Below are 16639 nucleotides of genomic sequence, written 5' to 3' on the forward strand. Positions count from 1 at the left end.
GTCGTGGGCGGCGGGCGGAGAACCAGAGCGCGGTAGCAGGCGCCGAGCCTGGTGGCCCCCCGAAAGTCGGCGGCGGTCGGGCCGGTCGGCTCCAACTAGAGCAGTATGTCGAGGAGTTGCGTCGGCTGTCTGCGTGATCATGCAACCGGCCGCCCTGACGGGCCGCCCACCAACTGTCCTCGCGTCACGCAGAGTTGTGCTTCAAGAGAGGTAAAGCCGAACCGGCCCCTGCGGGAGCACCGAGGCGTCGGTGGGTCCTACGGATGGTGCGCGAGGAGAGAGCGGGCGAGGTCGGTGACGGGGATGCGCCGTGCCCTGGCCACGGTGTGCAGGTAGCCGAGTGCGTCACTGATGCTGGTGCCTCGGGTCGCGGCGACGATGCCGGCGGCGAGGTTGAGGTCGTCCTGGCCGGCGGTGGCTCTGATCTGTTCGATGATCTCGTTGTCCAGGTCGGCGAGGAGCACGTGTGCCGTGATGTCCGCGAACGCCTGCGCGTCCGCGGGCGGCCCGGTGGGGGTGGTGCCGCGGTGTTTGCGGTACAGGGTGAGGGTGCCGAGCGCGGCGGTGGCGGCGCGCAAGGGGTAGGCGAAGGCGGCGCCGACGCCGAGGCCGCCCGCGGCCTCGGCGAACAGCGGCCACTGTGCGCCCGCCGAGCCGGATTGGCTCAGGTCAGGGACGAGAACGGCCGTTCCGGTGCGGAACGCCGCCAGCGACGGGCCCTCGCCGGTCACGAAGTGCACTTCCTCGACACGCCCTCCCCACGGGGAACTGACGGCCAGTTGGACAGGCCACAGAGCGCCGCCGTGCAGGGTGATCACGGCGGCGTCGACCGAGGGGAGGTTCTGCACCGCGGCAACGCACACCGCTGCGGCGCAGTCGTCGGCGCGGGCCCGGCGGGCGGCGTGGACGATCGCGTGCCACATCGCATCGCGCCGGGTGCTCGCCGGACTGGGCCGAGAGCCTGCCCGCGCCGGATCTACGGGGGCAGTCTGCCCGGTGGCCGCCGTTCTGGTGGCGTGTTCGTAGCGGGTGAGGGCCAGCATCACCTGGTGGACCAGCGTGGCCGGCGGCGCCGTGTCCGTGGCACCGCCACGATGGGCCTCGCCCAGGATCGCGTGTACCGCGGTCACGTCCTCGACGTGGTGCAGGGCGCCGACGACGCGGCCGTCCGCATCGGCCAGCGGGGAGTTGACCGGACTCCACGCTTTGCGGCGAAAGCCCCCGGGGGCTCTGGAGTCGGGGATGTCATGGCGCTGGATACCCATGTCGTGGGCTGCCTGGGACCGCAGTACCCGTTCCAGGGAGGCGGTGAGGTTGCGTACACCTGTGGCGGTGGCGTCACGGGGGTCGTCAGGGAACGCGTCGAACACGAGCGCGCCGAGCAGTTCGCCACGCGTCCGCCCCGTGGCGGACAGGTAGGCAGCGTTCACCCCCTGGATGCGGAAGCTCGTGTCGAGCACCACGTACGGAGCGGCGGTCACCTCGAACAGCTGGCTGCCAGAGGTTGCCCGCAGTACTTCATGCACCGGTCACGCACCTCCCCGGCCCGGATCCCACGGTAGCTCCACCCGCAGAATATCGTCCTGACCGCGGGCTCGTCAGTGACCGCAGCAGGCTCTCGCTCATCCAGTGGCGCCGGCTGTTCGGCCGACTCCGCCGCACCGACGACGACCGGCGGATGCGCGGTGCCCGCGCCCTCCCCGCCCCGGCCCGAACTTTCGTCACCCCGCTCCAGCCTTTCGGCGGACCGCTTCTGGCCGGTCGGCAGACGCGTCGCAGGCCACGCCGTCCGTAGCGTCGATGGCATGAAACACGCGATGCCCGCCGTAGGGCTGTTCTTCCTGTCGCCGATCGTCGGGGAGCTGCTGCTCGGTGCGACCTCCATCGACATGCTCTGGTTGTTGCCGGTGCAGGCGCTGCTCTACGGCGGCGGGTGCCTGCTGATCCGCGAGGTCGTCCGGCGCGCCGGACGGGGATGGTGTTCGATCCTGCTGCTGGGCGCGGCGTACGCACTGGTGGAGGAGGGGCTCCTGGACCAGATGCTGTTCAATGCCGACTACTCCGGCAACTACGACATGGTCTCGGTGACGCACGTGCCGTTCCTGGGCATCGGCGGGTACGGACTGCTCTCGGTGCTGGCCGTGCACGCCGTGTGGAGCGTGACCGTGCCGATCGCGCTCATGGAGTCGCTGGTCCCGGACCGGTCGCGGCAGCCGTGGCTGGGCGGCACCGGTCTGTCCGTCACCGCAGTGCTCTTCGCCCTCGGCGTCGTGATCACCGGCTGGGGCAGCTACGACGAGAGTCACTTCATGGCCCCCTGGCCGCGCCTGGCAGGCACGGCGGCGGTAGTGGTCCTGCTGGCGGTCGCCGCGTTCCGGATCCGGCAGCCGGTCCCCGGCCGGTCCGGCCGCAGCGTACCCCGCCCCCTGCTCGTGGCTGCGGCGGCGTTCCTGCTGACCAGCGCTTTCATGATGGTGCTTCAGGCGAATTGGTGGGGTGTGGCGGCGGCTCTCGCCGTCGCGGCCGCGGCTCTGGCCCTCGGGATCTCCTGGTCGCGGAGGCCGGGTTGGGGATTGCCGCAGGAGTTCGCGCTCGCCGCAGGTGCCACGCTGACGTATGTCTGGACCGGCTTCGGACAGACCCCCGACGCCGGCTCCGACGGCACCACCAACCTGATCGGCCACGTCGTCCTCGCGGTCGCCGCCGTCGCCCTGCTGTACGTCGCAGGGCGCCGGGTGCGCGCGTACGGTCGAAGCCGGGCCGGCGGCCGGTCTCGGATCGACGTTCCTTTCGACGTTCCTTTCGAGGGCCAGGACGCTTCGTAGCGGCGACGTGGGACCGGCGCCCATGGGCGTCAGGCGACTGCCAGATCGAGCGCGGCGAGGCGCCGCGGTTCGGCGATCACGTCGACGGCGGTGATCAGCCCGGTCTCGGGCTCGATGGTGAAGGCGAGGACCAGGCGGAGCTGGCCTTGCGGGGCCATGACCAGGCCGGGGAAACCGTCCAGGAGGGCGAGGCCGGTGAACTGGGCGCGTCCGGTGGCTGCCATGGCGCCCTTGGCGACGGTGTGTGCGCCGAGGACGACGACCGGCTCCGGAGTCGGGATCACGGCCGGGTCCGCGGTGAGGACGACGTCCGGGTGGAGCAGGGTGACCAGGGCCTCGAAGTCGCCGGCGCGGGACGCCGCGAGGAACGCGTCCACGGCCTGTCGCTGACGGGTGGAGTCGGGTGCGGCCGGGGCAGTTCCTTTGACCCGGCGCCGGGCGCGGCTGGCGAGTTGGCGGGCGGAGGCGGGACTGCGTTCCAGGATCGCGGCGATCTCGTCGAAGGGGAGGGCGAAGAGGTCGTGCAGGACGAAGGCGAGGCGTTCGTCGGGAGTGAGGGTGTCGAGCACGACGAGGAGGGCGATGCCCACCGCGTCGGCGGCCTCCACCTCCTGTTCGGGGCTGGGCCGGCCGTCCGGGCGGTCGCTGCCGTAGGCGGTCTCCAGCTCTTCTTCGCGGCGCGTGGCGCGGGAGCGCAGGGCGTTGAGACAGGTCCGGGTGGCGATGGTGGTGAGCCAACCGCCGGTGTTCACGATCTCGCTCGTGTCGGCGGCGGAGGCCCGTAGCCAGGTCTCCTGCACCGCGTCATCGGCCTCCGCCAGCGAACCGAGCATGCGGTGGGCGACCGCGCGCAGGTGCGGGCGGTGGGCTTCGAAATCCTCGGCCCGAAGACTCTTTTCGAGATTCTTTTCGTTCATCCGTCACATCCCCCCGCGGCGGCGTGTCAGAGCAGCAGAACCGAAGCTCGCACACCACGAAACAATCAACTGAGGGGTACATCATGGCGGTTGACACCACGATCCTGGTCACCGGTGGTACCGGAACGCTCGGCCGGCAGGTGGTGCCGCTGCTGCGGCAGGCGGCGCCGGGCGCTGCGGTGCGCGTGCTCAGCCGCAGCGTACGGCCGGACACCGACGGGGTCACCCATGTCACCGGCGACCTCATGAACGGTGAGGGCGTGGCGGCGGCGCTGTCCGGGGTGGACACGGTGCTGCACCTGGCCGGTGGCGCCAAGGGCGACGATGTGGTGGCGGCCCACCTGGCCGCGGCGGCCCGGGAGGCCGGCGTGCGGCACATCGTGCACATCTCGGTGATCGGTGCGGACCGGATGCCGATGGCATGGTTCGCGACGCAGCGCGCGGCGGAGGAAGCGATCACCGGCTCGGGTATCGCGTGGACGATGCTGCGGGCCGCCCAGTTCCACGACCTGGTGCACGAGATGGTCGCCAAAATGGCGAAGCTGCCCCTGGTTCCGGCGCCCGGGATGCGCCTGGAGCCGGTCGACGTCCGCGATGTCGCGCAGCGCTTGGTCGAGCTGGCGCTGGGTGAACCGGCCGGCCTGGTCGCGGAGTTGGCAGGACCGAAGGTGTACACGATGGACGACGTGGTCCGTTCCTACCTGGGCGCCACCGGGCGCCGTCGGCCGGTGCTGGGGATGCGGATGCCCGGCAAGGCGGGGCGCGCGTATCGCGAGGGCGTGAACCTGGCTCCGTCGGCGCACGCGGTGCACGGCGACCGGACATGGGAGGCGTTCCTCGCCGAGCGGGCCGTCGCCTGACGACCCGTCCGCGCCGGCCGGCGCGCGGGGAAAGTTCCCGCACAGCCGGCGAACTCGACGTGGATCGCGGGTCGCGGTGGTCGGCAAGGCCGGGCGGCGAAGCCGTCGGCCACCGGCACCGCCTCCCGCGTCCCCGGAACGCGCGCGCACTCTTGACGCCCCCTCACCCCTTGAGTACAACGATGTAAATCGCTGTACGTCGCGCCCCATCCATACCACTGACCCCGCACGTCCCCACCCACCGATGGCAGCCGTCCCCCCACCGCTCCCTCGCTCGAACCTCATCGCCTGCGCCCGGGACGGCGCCCTCAGGTGGCCGCGTCGGTTCCTGAGGAGGCCTCATGCACCACATACGACCGGTTCCCCTGCGCAGAGCAGCCCTGTTCACCGTGGTGGTCCTCGGGCTGCTCGTCTCCCTGCTGGGCGGCGTGCAGTCCGGCACCGCACACGCGGCGAGCGGTACTCCGCTGCGCAACGACACCGGCCTGTATCCACGTGTCATACGCCTCGAACACAACGGGACGGCCAACGGACGTGTCCTGGCCTCGGTCGTCTCCTTCTCCGGGAACAACGGCCTGGGCGCGATCCACGAGAGCACGGACGGCGGCGGCACCTTCCGTCAGGTCGGCACGGTCACCGACCCGGAGGCGGCGGCGGGCCAAGGGCTGTGCTGCTCCACTCTCTTCGAACTCCCGCGCCAGATCGGTGCCCTGCCGACGGGCACCCTGCTGTGGGCGGCCTCGGTCGGCCAGGACGAGGCGGGACGGCGCATGGCTCTGCGCGTCTTCAAGAGCACGGACATCGGCCGGACGTGGAGCTACCTCTCCACCGTGGCGACCGCGAACAACGAAAAAGGGCTGTGGGAGCCGGAGTTCTCCGTCGACTCCGCAGGTGAGCTGGTCGCCCACTACTCCGACGAGACCGACCCCGCGCACAGCCAGAAGCTCATGGCCGCCCGGACCACGGACGGCGTCGGCTGGTCCGGCCACCACGCCACCATCGCCAGCAATCTGGCGTCGGACCGGCCGGGCATGGCCGTCGTGCGGCGCCTGGCCAACGGCACGTACTTCATGACGTACGAGATCTGCGCCGCGGCCGGCCAGTACGTGTGCGTCGTGCACTATCGCACCTCGTCCGACGGCTGGAACTGGGGCGACCCCGCCCATCTGGGGTTCCGCCCCGAGACCGCTGACGGCAAATACTTCAAACACGCCCCTACGGTGGCCTGGGCGCCCCTGAGCGGCTCCGCCACGGGCCGTCTCTACCTGGTGGGCCAAGTCATGCACAACGCGGACGACTCCGTCGCGGCGGGCAGCGGTCGCACGGTATGGGTCAACGACACCGGCGGAGCGGGCGTCTGGCGGGAGATCCCCGCGCCCGTCGCGGTGTCCTCGACGACCGTCGACTACTGCCCCAACTACAGCTCGGCGCTGCTGCCTTCGACGAACGGCCAGAGCCTGCTGGAGATCGCCACGGACTACGACGGGACGGTCTGCAAGCCCTACTACGCCACCGGCGCGGTTCCCTCCCCATGACCCCGCTCACATCGCGAAGAGAGCCTTGGCCGTCCTGCCCAGAGAAGCAGTGAATCCGGTGAGAGCCGTAGGACCGGCGTGGAACGTGCTCAAAACGGAGAGGTCGGGAGGTGAAACGATTTCACCCGGGACGGCCATGCCGATGTCGGGAGCGGTGGTGGTGACGGTTCCGCCCTTCGCGAGGCAGGACCGTTTGGTCATGGGCAGCGGGATGGAGGAGATCTCCACGGAGGCCCCGAGGCCGCTGGTGGAAACGACCCGGCAGTACTCCGGGCCGGCGGGCGCGGCGGCCAGGGCGGTGTTGGTGGCGCCGAGGGAGGCGAGCAGAGCGAGTGACACGGCGGTAAGGGGGGCGCGGAGCATCAAGGAGCACACCTTTTCAGCAGGAAAGTGCAGCGGGAGGGGCTTTGCGGCCGCGTGCCCCGAAGCGCGCGGGCCTCGGGGCACGGGTGACCCGGCTCAGGAGCCGGGCGGCATCCGGGACCGCGTCAGGAGTGCGAGCCCGTGGCATTCCCGGAGGTGCTGACGGGGTGCCGCCTCGTCGTGGTCATGAAGTAGGCCTTGCCGTCCGGAGTGAAGCCGCTGACCGTGCGCGACGTCGTGCCGCCACTGGCGTTCGCGGAGGTCCGCACGTTCTCGTAGGCCGGGCCGTCGTCGGCCGACGCGAACCCGGCGCTGCCGATGACGAGAGGCGTGACAAGAGCTCCGACAGCCACGAACTGGGCAATGCTGCGCATCTGATGCGGTCCTTTCAGGATTCAGCGGCCGGGGCGGACCTCACGGAACACACCGAGGACCGGCGGAGGCGGCCAGCACTCCACACGCAACGAGCCTGCGCCCGGGCCGCGCCCACCGCATGCTCAGTGGCTCCTGCGGGTGACTCCGGCCGTTTTCCGGCGGCCCGCCCGAGGCCGGCCGAGGTCGGACCTGGAGAGCGGTGCGGACGTCAGAAACTGCTGATGATCAACCAGGCCGCCGCACCCAGCACCAGCAAGTACCCGCCGATCGAGATCGTCTTTCCCACCGTTTCGTTGCCGGAGTCCTCTGTCCAGTGGCCGACGAGCCCGACGAGCGGAGCGCCGAAGACGATCAACAGAATGCCGATCAGGTAGCCCATCTGTACCCCCCAGTACGGATCACTCCCCAGTGATCGAGGCTGATCGTAGGGGAGTTGAGGCACGAGCGGGAAGGGGCCCGGCGCGAACGTCGACGGTCACCACGCAGAAGCAGTCTCCGCCCTCGCATGAGAGGGTGACGCCGCCCCGCCCGTGTGCGCATGTGTGCACGCGAGGCGGGTGCCCGGCTGGAGGCGTAGGTGCAGAGCCCTGACATGTCCCGCGGAGCCCGTCTGGCCGCCCACGGTGCCGCTTCTACAGCGCTGGCGCTGTGCAGTGATCGCAGGCTGCGTGAACTCATCGATGCCGCTGTACCGGTCGGTTCCGGAATCGGCGGGAGGACAATGTTGCTGGAGATCGACGGCACCCCGGTCTTCGTCAAGCAAGTACGCCTGACAGATCCGGAGCGGCGGCCGGAGAACGCGCACTCCACCGCGAACCTGTTCGAACTTCCGACCTTCTGCCACTTCGGCATCGGCCGTCCCGGCACCCCGGGGTTCGGAGCCTGGCGAGAGCTGGCCGTACACGCCATGACGACGAACTGGGTGATCGCTGGAGCCCACGAGGGTTTCCCCCTGATGTACCACTGGCGGGCGCTGCCGGATTCCGGTCAGCCGCTTCCTGACGAACTGGCCGATGTGGAAAGGGCAGTTGACTACTGGGGAGGCCGACCGCAGGTACACCGCCGGATCGAGGCGCTCCAGCAGTCCACGGCCGCCCTCACGCTGTTTCTGGAGTACATACCGCAGACCCTGCACGACTGGCTGGGCGCCCGGATCAGGGCCGGCGACGAGACAGCCGAGCGGGCCTGCGCCATGGTGGAGCGCGAGCTGGACGACGGCATCTCGTTCATGAACGCGCGCGGGCTGCTGCACTTCGACGCCCACTTCGAGAACATCCTGACCGACGGACAGCGGCTCTTCTTCGCCGACTACGGCCTCGCGGTCTCTTCGCGATTCGAGCTTTCGGAGACTGAGACCGCCTTCTTCGACGCGCACCGCACCTACGACCGGTCCTACGCCGCCACGCACCTGGTGAACTGGCTGGCCGTCGCTCTGTACGGGTACGGACCGGAAGAACGCCGGGCCTTCGTGCGCGCCTGCGCCGACGGCGCCCAGTCGGAGACCCCGGAGAGCATTCCAGCGGCGGCCGCTGCGGTCATCGCCCGTCACGCGCCGGTCGCCGCAGTGATGGGGGACTTCTCTCGCCGATTCCAGGAGGAGAGTCGGACAACCCCCTACCCGCTGCAGTCAATTCTCCGGATCGCACAGCGGAGCACCCGTCCCCTACGACCTGGGGATCATGTACGGCCGTCATGTCACCCCCAAGTCTGAGGGGAGTTGAGGCCGCTCGGCTGATGTTCCCGGGCGACGCCGCCTGAATGATCGTTCCTGTCCGAACAGTGACCGGAAGGAACGATTACGTGCGTAGACGATGTCTCGGGCCCCTGTTGGCCGTCAGTGTGACGGCCACGCTGGCCCCCGCACTCGCCACCTCGACAGCCACCGCCACTCCGAACACCACCCGGCCGACTGCTTCCTCGTCCGCCGCCGGCGGCACCCTGGACCGTTACGTGCAGCAGAAGCCGCGGTGGAAGCGGTGTGCGGCCGACTCACCGGCGGAGTTCGAGTGCGCCACGATCGAAGTGCCGTTGGACTACCGGGTTCCCGGGGGCAAGCGGATCGACCTGGCCATATCCCGCATCAAGAGCACTGCGCCCGGCAAGCGGCACGGTGTCCTGCTCTCCAACCCCGGCGGTCCGGGGATGGAGGGGCGCTACATGCCGATGAGCATGCAGGACAGGCTCCCCGAATCCGCGCGGCAGAAGTACGACCTCATCGGCTTCGATCCGCGCGGTGTGGGGCAGAGCAGCCCGGTCTCCTGCGGTCTGGGGACCGAGGACGAGAATTGGCTGCGGCCGTACAAGGAGGGGACGTTCGACAAGGACGTCGCCTGGGCTCGCGAGGTTGCGAACAAGTGCAAGGAGAAAGCGGGCGACACGCTCCCGTACCTCACCACACGCAACACCGCGCGCGACATGGACCTGCTCCGGGCGATCCTCGGTGAGAAGAAGATCTCGTACGTGGGTACCTCGTACGGCACCTACCTGGGAGCGGTGTACACGCAGCTCTTCCCGGGCCGGGCCGACCGGTTCGTCCTGGACAGCGCGGTCGATCCGGCGCGCGCCTGGCGCGGGATGATCCAGTGGTGGGCGGCGGGCGCCGAGCCCGCGTTCGACCGGTGGACCGCGTGGGCCGCCGAGCGTTCGGAGAAGTACGACCTCGGTGACACACCGAAGGAGGTCGCCCGGACGTTCTGGGGTCTGGTCGCGCAGGCCGACGAGAAGCCCATCGAGGTAGAGGGCCGGCCGAACACCGGTGATGACATCCGCAACGGTATGCGCGGGGCGGTCCACATCCCCAAGGACGCCACCGAGGCGGTCGTGGAGCTGAGGAAGGCCGCGGCAGGCAAGCCCACTTCCGCGAAGAAACTCACGGCCTTCCCCGGATCCGAGGGGGCCGGGTCGCAAGGCACCGCCGCTGACGCCGCCGAGGTGCCGGCCGACAACGCGATGGCGAGCCTCTTCGCGGTGGTGTGCGGCGACAACTCGGCCGCGTGGTCCCGCGATCCCGAGAGCTACCGGCAGGACGCGATCAAGGACAAGAGCCGATACCCGCTCTACGGTGACTTCGTGTCCAGCATCAAGCCCTGTGCCTTCTGGGACAAGTCCGTCGAACCGGCGACCCGGGTGAACAACAAGGTCGGCTCCCTGATCGTCCAGAACGAGTGGGACCCGCAGACCCCGCTGCCCAGCGGCCAGGCGCTCCACGCCGACCTGAAGCGATCGAAAATGATCACCGTCCTGGGCGGCGAGGGCCACGGCGTCTACCCGAACGGCAACGCGTGCACGGACGGCACGGTCAATGACTACCTGCTCACCGGCAAGCTCCCGGCGAAGGACGTGACCTGCGAGACGAAGGCCGCCTCGAACGCGGAGACGCGGAAGAACAAGAAGCGGGACGAGCTCCCCGGCTCTGCCCTCCCGGAGCGCGCCCCGGACCGTTTCTGACGCCGGTCGCCCGACCGTCGCCGCATGATCCATCGGGGACGGGATGTGCCCACTCCCGGTGTCATGGCCGAGAAACGCATGAGGGTTTGGCCGACTTGCATACTGCGGCCCCGGCTCTCGCCGAGGTCACTTGATTAACGCTGTGCCCGAGAGGCATTCTGAGCGCGTCCCGCGCGTGCATTCGGTGGCGGCGGATTTTTCGAGTGATTGAAGGACAAGTGACCACGTCTCAGCTCAGTCGTCGTGACGACACCGCTGCCGGGCAGGCGCGCCTGCCGCAGCCGCAATGGCAGAACCTGTTCGTCGCGCCCGCCTACCCTGAGGGCTTCGCCGAAGAAGACGAGCAGGAATGGGCCGAGGACCAGGCCCCCTCGACCCCGCTCCGTACCCGCGGGGCCCGGCGCACCCACGGTCGTGCCGCCTAGGCACTGACGCGTGCTACTGGTCGATCGCTGAGGCATCGGCCCTTGAAAGCCACTGTGTTCCTGCTCGCGGAGCTCAACCGCCGGCGGACATACTTCCGGCCCTCTCGACGATATGTGTCGAGAGGGCCGGAGTGGTTTCACCGCGGATCGACGTGCGGGACCTGATCGGCGGGTTGGTTTAGCCCTGCTCAACCTGGCCTTACACATCGGGCGTTGTTCGAAGGGACGCCGGATGTCAGCGTGTAGGCGCTGGTCGGTGATCCACGCCGGGCGTCGCGAACTCGCCCACCGGCTCTCTTCCGGCGGTCGATGCCGACATGCCGTACATCCGCTTCCAAGGAGCCCTGCTATGCCCCTGCGCGAACACGTGAGTTTCGTCAGCGGTACGGCCAAGCTCGCCGGCCACCTCTTTCTGCCCGGTGCCGCGAGCCCCGTCGAAGCCACTCCGGCGCAGGGTGTGCTGCTCGCCGGGACATGGACCAGCGTCAAGGAGCAGATGGCCGACCGGTACGCCGAGGAGCTGGCCCGGCGCGGCTATGCCGCGCTGGCGTTCGACTTCACCGGATACGGCGAGTCCGAAGGCGCGCCACGCGACTACGAGTCGCCGGAACTCAAGGTCCGTGATCTCCACGCCGCCGCGGACTTCCTGACCGGCCATCCGGCGGTGGGCGACGGGCAACTGGGCGCACTGGGTGTGTGCGCCGGGTCGATGTACGCGAGCGCCTTGGCCGCCGAAGACGCACGGGTGGGGTCATTGGCGCTGGTGGCGCCGTGGCTGCACGATCGCCGTATCTGCGAGGAGAACTACGGCGGAACCGAGGGGATTGCCGCGAAGAAGGCGGCGGCCGCCGCGGCTCGACGGCGGTACGAAGCGAGCGGGGAGGTCGCTTATGTGCCGGTGGTCAGTGGCAGCGATCCGGACGCGGCCATGCCCTTCGACATCGACTTCTACCTCAACCCGGAGCGCGGCGGCATCCCGCAGTGGCCCAACCGCTACGCCGTCATGGCCTGGTCCGAGTGGTTGGACTTCGACGCCGTCGCGCTCGCCGCGAAGGTGACCACCCCCGCGTTGCTCGTGCACAGCGAGGATGCCGCCATCCCGGACGGTGCCCGCCGCTTCTACGACGGCCTCATGGGGGAGCGGACGTTCTTGTGGACCGACGGCGTCCAGTTCGACTTCTACGACCAGGCGCCGCAGGTCGGCCTCGCCGCGGACGCGGTGGCCGAGCACTTCGCCCGCACTCTGTGAACCCCGCTGCCGATAGGAGACCCCCGCCGTGTCCGAGTCCGTCGAGTCCAAGTACGCGGTCGCCGAGACCTGCACCCGCATGGCGGTGCACGTTGATCGCCGCGAATGGAAGCAACTGCGTGACCTGTTCGCCGACAAGGTGCTGCTCGACTACACCAGCCTGAATGGCGGCGAGCCGGTCCAGCTCACCCCGCAGGAAATCGTCGACGCCTGGGCGGCGACGCTCGGCGGCTTCGACGCCACCCAGCACCTGATCGCAAACCAACTCGTCGAGATCGACGGGGACCACGCCGTCTGCACGGCCTCCTTCCAGGCCACCCACCGCCTGGCCACCGCCCACGGGGCGCCGCTGTGGACGCTCGGCGGCGCATACCGGTGGGAGCTGACCCGGACCGGCGAACGCTGGCTCATCGACACCGTGCTGATGACCGCGACCTGGGGCGACGGCAACAAGGACCTTCCCGCGCGGGCAGCCGGCCGACGATGACTGCCGCCACTCCTACGCCCCTTGCCGTGCCGCCGCCCGCCGCCCGGGGCGGATCTCCGGTGGTGCTCGGCGCGGCCCTGCTGGGCTTCTTCCTCATCTCGCTGGACGCGTTGATCGTCACCGTCGCGCTGCCCGACATCGGACGCGACCTCGGCGGCGGCATGTCCGGCCTGCAATGGGTGGTGGATGGATACACGCTGCTGTTCGCCGCCTTGATGCTCTCCGCCGGCGCGCTGTCAGACCGCATCGGGGCGCGGCAGGCGTTCGGCGGCGGGCTCGTGCTGTTCGCGCTGGCCTCGGCGGCGTGCGGCCTCGCGCCGGGGCTGGGCGTGCTGGTCGCCGCGCGGATGGTGCAGGGCGCCGCGGCGGCCGTGATGATGCCCGCGTCCCTCGCCCTGGTTCGGCAGAATTTCCCCGATCAGGCCAAGCGGGCGCGGGCCATCGCGATCTGGACGGTGGGCGGCGCGGTCGCGGTGGCGGCCGGTCCCGTGCTCGGCGGAGCGCTCACCGCAACCGTCGGCTGGCGGTGGATCTTCTTCGTCAACCTGCCGGCCGGTCTGCTGGCTCTCGTCCTGCTCACCCGCGTGCCGGCTTCCCCGCGGCTGCCCGCGCGTCTGGACATCGTCGGGCAGGTGACGGCGGTGTCGGCGATGGGCGGACTGACGTACGGCGTCATCGAGGGCGGCGCCGAGGGCTTCGGCCGGCCGGCCGCGGTGGCGTCGCTGCTGGTGGCCGCGGTCTGCGCGGCCGGCTTCCTCGCCGCGCAGACCAGGGGCGCCCACCCCATGCTGCCACTGCCGCTGTTCCGGTCCCGGGTGGTGGCGGTGTCCTTGCTGATGGGGTTCATGCTCAACGCCGCTTACTACGGCGGGGTGTTCGTCTTCAGCCTCTATCTGCAGCAGGAGCGCGGGCAGTCGGCTCTGCGGGCGGGCCTGATGTTCATCCCGATGACGGCCCTTGTCGCGGTGGTGAACCTGGCCTCGGCGAAGCTGGCCGCCCGGTTCGGCCCGCGGGTGCCGATGGTGGCGGGGCAACTGGTCGGGACGGCCGGACTGCTGGCGCTGACCTCGGTCGGCGTGCACACCGACGTGTGGGCGGTGGCGCTGTTGATGGTGCCCGTCGGACTCGGCGGCGCGCTGGCGGTGCCCGCGCTGACCGCGATGCTGCTCGACGTTGTGCCCGCGGACCGGGCGGGCACCGCGGGCGCGGTGCTCAACACCGCCCGCCAGGTCGGCGGGGCCATCGCGGTGGCGGTCTACGGTGCGCTGCTGACAGGGGCGGACACGTTCCTGGCCGGGATGCGATGGAGCGTGCTGCTCGCGGCGGCCGGGCTCGCACTCACAGCCGGCGCGACGCTGACGCTGCCACGGGCAAGGCACCGGGTCGCGGCTGCATAAGAGCCTGTAAAGAGTGGCTGCTCTGCTACGGGGCGAGGTCGAGGACAGTTCGGATGAACGCTCGAGGGCCGGCGGCTCGGCTCTCGTTCCGCCACATCAGCGCGTATTCGACCGGCGCCGCGTCGGCGAACGGGACGTAGGCGACGTCGGGTCGGCCGTGGTACTGCGCCGCCCTGACGGTGGCCACCGTGGCCCCTTCACCCGCACCGACCAGGGACAGCACCCCCTCCCAGTTGAATGCGGTCGGGCCGTGCTCGATACGCGCTCCCCGGGGTGTACGGCGCGGGAAGAATGCCTCGCGCCACGCTCGGGACACGCCGACTGCCGCGATCAGCGGCAGCACGGCGAAATCCTCCAGCGACACCGATTCCCGTGCCGCCAGGGGATGGTCGGCGGGCACCACGAGGGCACGACGCTCGGAGAACAACACGGGGCCCACGATGACGTCGGGCTCTTCGACGGGTGGCTCGGCGATCACCAGGTCGACGTCCTTCTGGCGCAGCGCCGTGATCACGAGGTTGTACGTCGCCCCTTGGAGCTCGACCGAGCAGCGGGGGTGACGTGTGGAGAAGGCCTCTGCGGCTTGCGCGAGGAGCTTGCCCGACCACGGGGCGGTGAAGCCGACCCGCAGCACACCATGGATGTCCGTGCAGGCTGCCGTCGCGTCGGCGACGGCGCGCTGGATCTGCTCGTACGCGGGGAGCAGGTCGTCGCGGAGCTGCCGACCGACCGGGGTGAGGTCCACGCGGCGACTGCTGCGTTCGAAGAGTGTGCCGCCGATACGACGCTCCAGCGCCTTGATCGTCTGGCTGACCCGGCCGGGCGAGACGTGCAGACGCTCCGCGGTCCGGGCGAAGTGCAACTCCTCGGCCAACGCCAGAAACGTCTCGATCTCATACCGCTCCACCAGGCCCCCACCGAACCAGCGCCACGACGCACGCGCCGCAGCCTCCCCGTCAGCTGTCCCAGGCCGTGGCCCCTTGAACATTAGGCCGCAGCGGCAGGTCCGGTCCAGCTACGCTCGCGGACGCACCCACGCCCAACTGCTCTGAGGAGCCGTGCTGTTGAGGGCCGCGCTGCTGAGGGCTGCCGCATCAGGTGCGGCTCCGGATGAACTCCGGCCGGTGTGGCCGAGAAACTCTGGAACCCCTCCTCGGCGGGTTGCGTCTCTCCGTAGAAGATCATGATCGCGGGAGAGGAAATAACGTGAGCGACGCCGAACGGGGTCGGGATCCCGAGACTCCACCGGCCGCAGACGATCCCTGGTGGGGCGGGCTCGGCCTGGTGGGCGCAGTGGCCCTTGTCGCGATCGGGGCGGGGCTGCTGCTGTGGCTGGTATGGGGCGGGAGCGACGCCGCCGACGCCTGGTCCCAGTACTACGGGGCCGCCAAGGTCCTGGCCATCGGATGCGTCATTGCCGGAGCGACACTCCTGGCCCGGCGCCGTGAGCGCGACTGAGACGGTGTCCTACATGCTGCGTCGCGGTTCGTCCTCGGTAGGCGCCGCGCCCTCTCCGGCCACGTTCACCGACGAGCGGCCAGTACTGCCGCGAGGCCCTCTTGCAGATCTTTGACGAAGTACTCGGGAACCTCCAGCGACGGGAAATGTCCCCCGATCTCGGGCTCCCTCCATCGAACGATCTGCCGGTACCGTTCCTGAGCCCACGGGCGCGGACACTTCTCGACGTCGCGGGGATACATGGTGAGTGCTGACGGGACGTCGACCCGGAGTTCAGGATCGAGCGAGTTGTGGCTTTCGTAGTAGATGCGGGCCGCCGATGCGCCGGTCCGCGTCAGCCAGTACAGGGTGACGTCGTCGAGAATGCGGTCCCTGGAAATCGTCTCGAACGGACTGTCCTCGGTGTCCGACCACTCGGCGAACTTGTCGAGGACCCAGGCCAGAAGCCCGATGGGTGAGTCGACGAGCGAGTAGCCGATGGTCTGCGGTCGAGTCGCCTGCTGCTTCGCGTACGCCGCGCGGTGGCGCCAGAAATCGCGGGTCTCCTCGGTCCACTTGCGCTCGACCGCCGTCAGCCCGTCCGTCGTCAGCCCGGGCGGCCCCTCCGCGAACGTCGTGTGGATGCCGAGAACGTGTGCCGGGAACCTGCCGCCGAGGACCGTGGTGATATTGCCTCCCCAGTCGCCGCCGTGGGCCACGAACTTGCCGTAGCCGAGCCGTCCCATCAGTTCCACCCAGGCGGCCGCGATCTTCTCGGTTCCCCACCCGGTGGTGGCCGGCTTGTCGCTGTAACCGAAGCCGGGGAGCGACGGCACCACGACGTGGAACGCCGGCGCGTCCGCATCCTTCGGATCTGCCAGCTCGTCCACTACGTCGATGAACCGAGCAACGCTGTCCGGCCAGCCGTGCGTCAACAGCAGGGGAGTGGCGTCCGCGCGCGCGGATCGGCGGTGCAGGAAGTGGATTCCCAGATCATCGATGGTCGTACGGAACTGACCGATCCGGTTGAGGCGCTCTTCGAACGACCGCCAGTTGTACCCGGTGCGCCAGTAGTTCACGACATCGACCAGGTCGGCGAGAGGAACGCCCTGCGCCCACCGGCGAGGGTCGGGCGCGGCGCGGTACACCGTCTCGGCCTCCGGCAGCCGCGCCGCGGCCAGTCGCGCGCGCAGATCGTCGAGGTCGGCGTCAGTTGCGTGGGCTTCAAATGCTTGTACGTCGCTGGTGGGACGGGGCATCGGACCTCCTGGCCGGCGTGGAACCGGTCACGACCTACCGTGAACCGGCTAAGGCGGTTCTAG

General features: G+C 69.9%; 17 protein-coding genes. 10 read left to right on the forward strand and 7 right to left on the reverse strand.

The genetic code is table 11. The features are described from left to right. Positions 1–257: 257 nt before the first annotated feature. A complete protein-coding gene (locus ACIREE_RS26490; protein ID WP_404156996.1) occupies positions 258–1526 on the reverse strand; it encodes a PAS domain-containing protein in 1269 nt (422 codons plus the stop codon). Between the two features lie 279 nt (positions 1527–1805). On the opposite strand from ACIREE_RS26490, the gene ACIREE_RS26495 reads away from it, so the two are divergent. Further along, positions 1806–2825, forward strand: a complete 1020-nt coding sequence (locus tag ACIREE_RS26495; RefSeq protein ID WP_404156999.1) for a DUF998 domain-containing protein — start codon at positions 1806–1808, stop codon at positions 2823–2825. Positions 2826–2854: 29 nt separating this feature from the next. Here the strand turns inward: ACIREE_RS26495 and ACIREE_RS26500 are convergent, their stop codons facing one another. Then, positions 2855–3742 carry a sigma-70 family RNA polymerase sigma factor gene (locus ACIREE_RS26500; protein WP_404157001.1) on the reverse strand — a complete coding sequence of 296 codons (888 nt, stop codon included), beginning with the start codon at positions 3740–3742 and terminating at the stop codon, positions 2855–2857. 83 nt (positions 3743–3825) lie between these two features. Here ACIREE_RS26500 and ACIREE_RS26505 point away from each other — a divergent pair, with 83 nt between their 5' ends. Beyond that, positions 3826–4602, forward strand: coding sequence for an SDR family oxidoreductase (locus ACIREE_RS26505; RefSeq protein WP_404157005.1), 777 nt, complete (start codon positions 3826–3828; stop codon positions 4600–4602). Positions 4603–4943: 341 nt separating this feature from the next. Next, positions 4944–6137 (forward strand): exo-alpha-sialidase, encoded by a 1194-nt coding sequence (locus ACIREE_RS26510; RefSeq protein ID WP_404157008.1) that lies wholly within the window; start codon positions 4944–4946, stop codon positions 6135–6137. A gap of 6 nt (positions 6138–6143) precedes the next feature. Here the strand turns inward: ACIREE_RS26510 and ACIREE_RS26515 are convergent, their stop codons facing one another. From ACIREE_RS26515 to ACIREE_RS26525, 3 genes are all read right to left on the reverse strand, one after another. After that, positions 6144–6500 (reverse strand): hypothetical protein, encoded by a 357-nt coding sequence (locus tag ACIREE_RS26515; protein WP_404157011.1) that lies wholly within the window; start codon positions 6498–6500, stop codon positions 6144–6146. A gap of 125 nt (positions 6501–6625) precedes the next feature. Further along, positions 6626–6874: a hypothetical protein gene (locus ACIREE_RS26520; protein ID WP_404157014.1), complete on the reverse strand. Its 249-nt coding sequence runs from the start codon at positions 6872–6874 to the stop codon at positions 6626–6628. 209 nt (positions 6875–7083) lie between these two features. Further along, complete coding sequence (locus ACIREE_RS26525; protein ID WP_404157016.1) at positions 7084–7254, reverse strand: hypothetical protein; 171 nt, start codon at positions 7252–7254, stop codon at positions 7084–7086. A gap of 213 nt (positions 7255–7467) precedes the next feature. On the opposite strand from ACIREE_RS26525, the gene ACIREE_RS26530 reads away from it, so the two are divergent. The 6 genes from ACIREE_RS26530 (at position 7468) to ACIREE_RS26555 (ending at position 13880) form a co-directional block, all read left to right on the forward strand. Continuing rightward, the gene (locus ACIREE_RS26530) at positions 7468–8586 is read left to right on the forward strand and encodes a protein kinase family protein (protein WP_404157019.1); all 1119 of its coding nucleotides are present in this window, start codon (positions 7468–7470) and stop codon (positions 8584–8586) included. Positions 8587–8675: 89 nt separating this feature from the next. Beyond that, complete coding sequence (locus ACIREE_RS26535) at positions 8676–10322, forward strand: alpha/beta hydrolase (RefSeq protein ID WP_404157022.1); 1647 nt, start codon at positions 8676–8678, stop codon at positions 10320–10322. A gap of 218 nt (positions 10323–10540) precedes the next feature. After that, entirely contained in the window at positions 10541–10747 is a 207-nt protein-coding gene (locus ACIREE_RS26540; RefSeq protein ID WP_404157024.1) for a hypothetical protein, read from the forward strand. Positions 10748–11096: 349 nt separating this feature from the next. After that, on the forward strand, positions 11097–11996 hold the full coding sequence (locus ACIREE_RS26545; protein WP_404157027.1) for an alpha/beta hydrolase: 900 nt from the start codon (positions 11097–11099) through the stop codon (positions 11994–11996). 28 nt (positions 11997–12024) lie between these two features. Continuing rightward, entirely contained in the window at positions 12025–12483 is a 459-nt protein-coding gene (locus ACIREE_RS26550; RefSeq protein ID WP_404157030.1) for a nuclear transport factor 2 family protein, read from the forward strand. Then, a complete protein-coding gene (locus tag ACIREE_RS26555; protein WP_404157033.1) occupies positions 12480–13880 on the forward strand; it encodes an MFS transporter in 1401 nt (466 codons plus the stop codon). Before ACIREE_RS26550 ends, ACIREE_RS26555 begins: the two co-directional genes overlap by 4 nt. Before the next feature lie 25 nt (positions 13881–13905). Here the strand turns inward: ACIREE_RS26555 and ACIREE_RS26560 are convergent, their stop codons facing one another. Beyond that, positions 13906–14787, reverse strand: coding sequence for a LysR family transcriptional regulator (locus ACIREE_RS26560; protein WP_404157036.1), 882 nt, complete (start codon positions 14785–14787; stop codon positions 13906–13908). 299 nt (positions 14788–15086) lie between these two features. Between ACIREE_RS26560 and ACIREE_RS26565 the strand changes: the two genes are divergently transcribed. Next, complete coding sequence (locus ACIREE_RS26565) at positions 15087–15338, forward strand: hypothetical protein (RefSeq protein WP_404157038.1); 252 nt, start codon at positions 15087–15089, stop codon at positions 15336–15338. 65 nt (positions 15339–15403) lie between these two features. Here ACIREE_RS26565 and ACIREE_RS26570 read toward each other — a convergent pair whose 3' ends face one another. Next, positions 15404–16576: an epoxide hydrolase family protein gene (locus ACIREE_RS26570; protein WP_404157041.1), complete on the reverse strand. Its 1173-nt coding sequence runs from the start codon at positions 16574–16576 to the stop codon at positions 15404–15406. Positions 16577–16639: the final 63 nt, after the last annotated feature.

This window comes from Streptomyces sp. NPDC102467 (assembly GCF_044765445.1).
Lineage (GTDB): Bacteria > Actinomycetota > Actinomycetes > Streptomycetales > Streptomycetaceae > Streptomyces.

Excerpts from the sequence above, each read along its gene's own strand:
- ACIREE_RS26515 (WP_404157011.1), bottom strand. The coding sequence starts at position 6,500 with ATGCTCCGCGCCCCCCTTACCGCCGTGTCACTCGCTCTGCTCGCCTCC.
- ACIREE_RS26495 (WP_404156999.1), top strand. The coding sequence starts at position 1,806 with ATGAAACACGCGATGCCCGCCGTAGGGCTGTTCTTCCTGTCGCCGATC.
- ACIREE_RS26500 (WP_404157001.1), bottom strand. The coding sequence starts at position 3,742 with ATGAACGAAAAGAATCTCGAAAAGAGTCTTCGGGCCGAGGATTTCGAA.
- ACIREE_RS26520 (WP_404157014.1), bottom strand. The coding sequence starts at position 6,874 with ATGCGCAGCATTGCCCAGTTCGTGGCTGTCGGAGCTCTTGTCACGCCT.
- ACIREE_RS26530 (WP_404157019.1), top strand. The coding sequence starts at position 7,468 with ATGTCCCGCGGAGCCCGTCTGGCCGCCCACGGTGCCGCTTCTACAGCG.
- ACIREE_RS26570 (WP_404157041.1), bottom strand. The coding sequence starts at position 16,576 with ATGCCCCGTCCCACCAGCGACGTACAAGCATTTGAAGCCCACGCAACT.
- ACIREE_RS26505 (WP_404157005.1), top strand. The coding sequence starts at position 3,826 with ATGGCGGTTGACACCACGATCCTGGTCACCGGTGGTACCGGAACGCTC.
- ACIREE_RS26555 (WP_404157033.1), top strand. The coding sequence starts at position 12,480 with ATGACTGCCGCCACTCCTACGCCCCTTGCCGTGCCGCCGCCCGCCGCC.
- ACIREE_RS26525 (WP_404157016.1), bottom strand. The coding sequence starts at position 7,254 with ATGGGCTACCTGATCGGCATTCTGTTGATCGTCTTCGGCGCTCCGCTC.
- ACIREE_RS26545 (WP_404157027.1), top strand. The coding sequence starts at position 11,097 with ATGCCCCTGCGCGAACACGTGAGTTTCGTCAGCGGTACGGCCAAGCTC.
- ACIREE_RS26510 (WP_404157008.1), top strand. The coding sequence starts at position 4,944 with ATGCACCACATACGACCGGTTCCCCTGCGCAGAGCAGCCCTGTTCACC.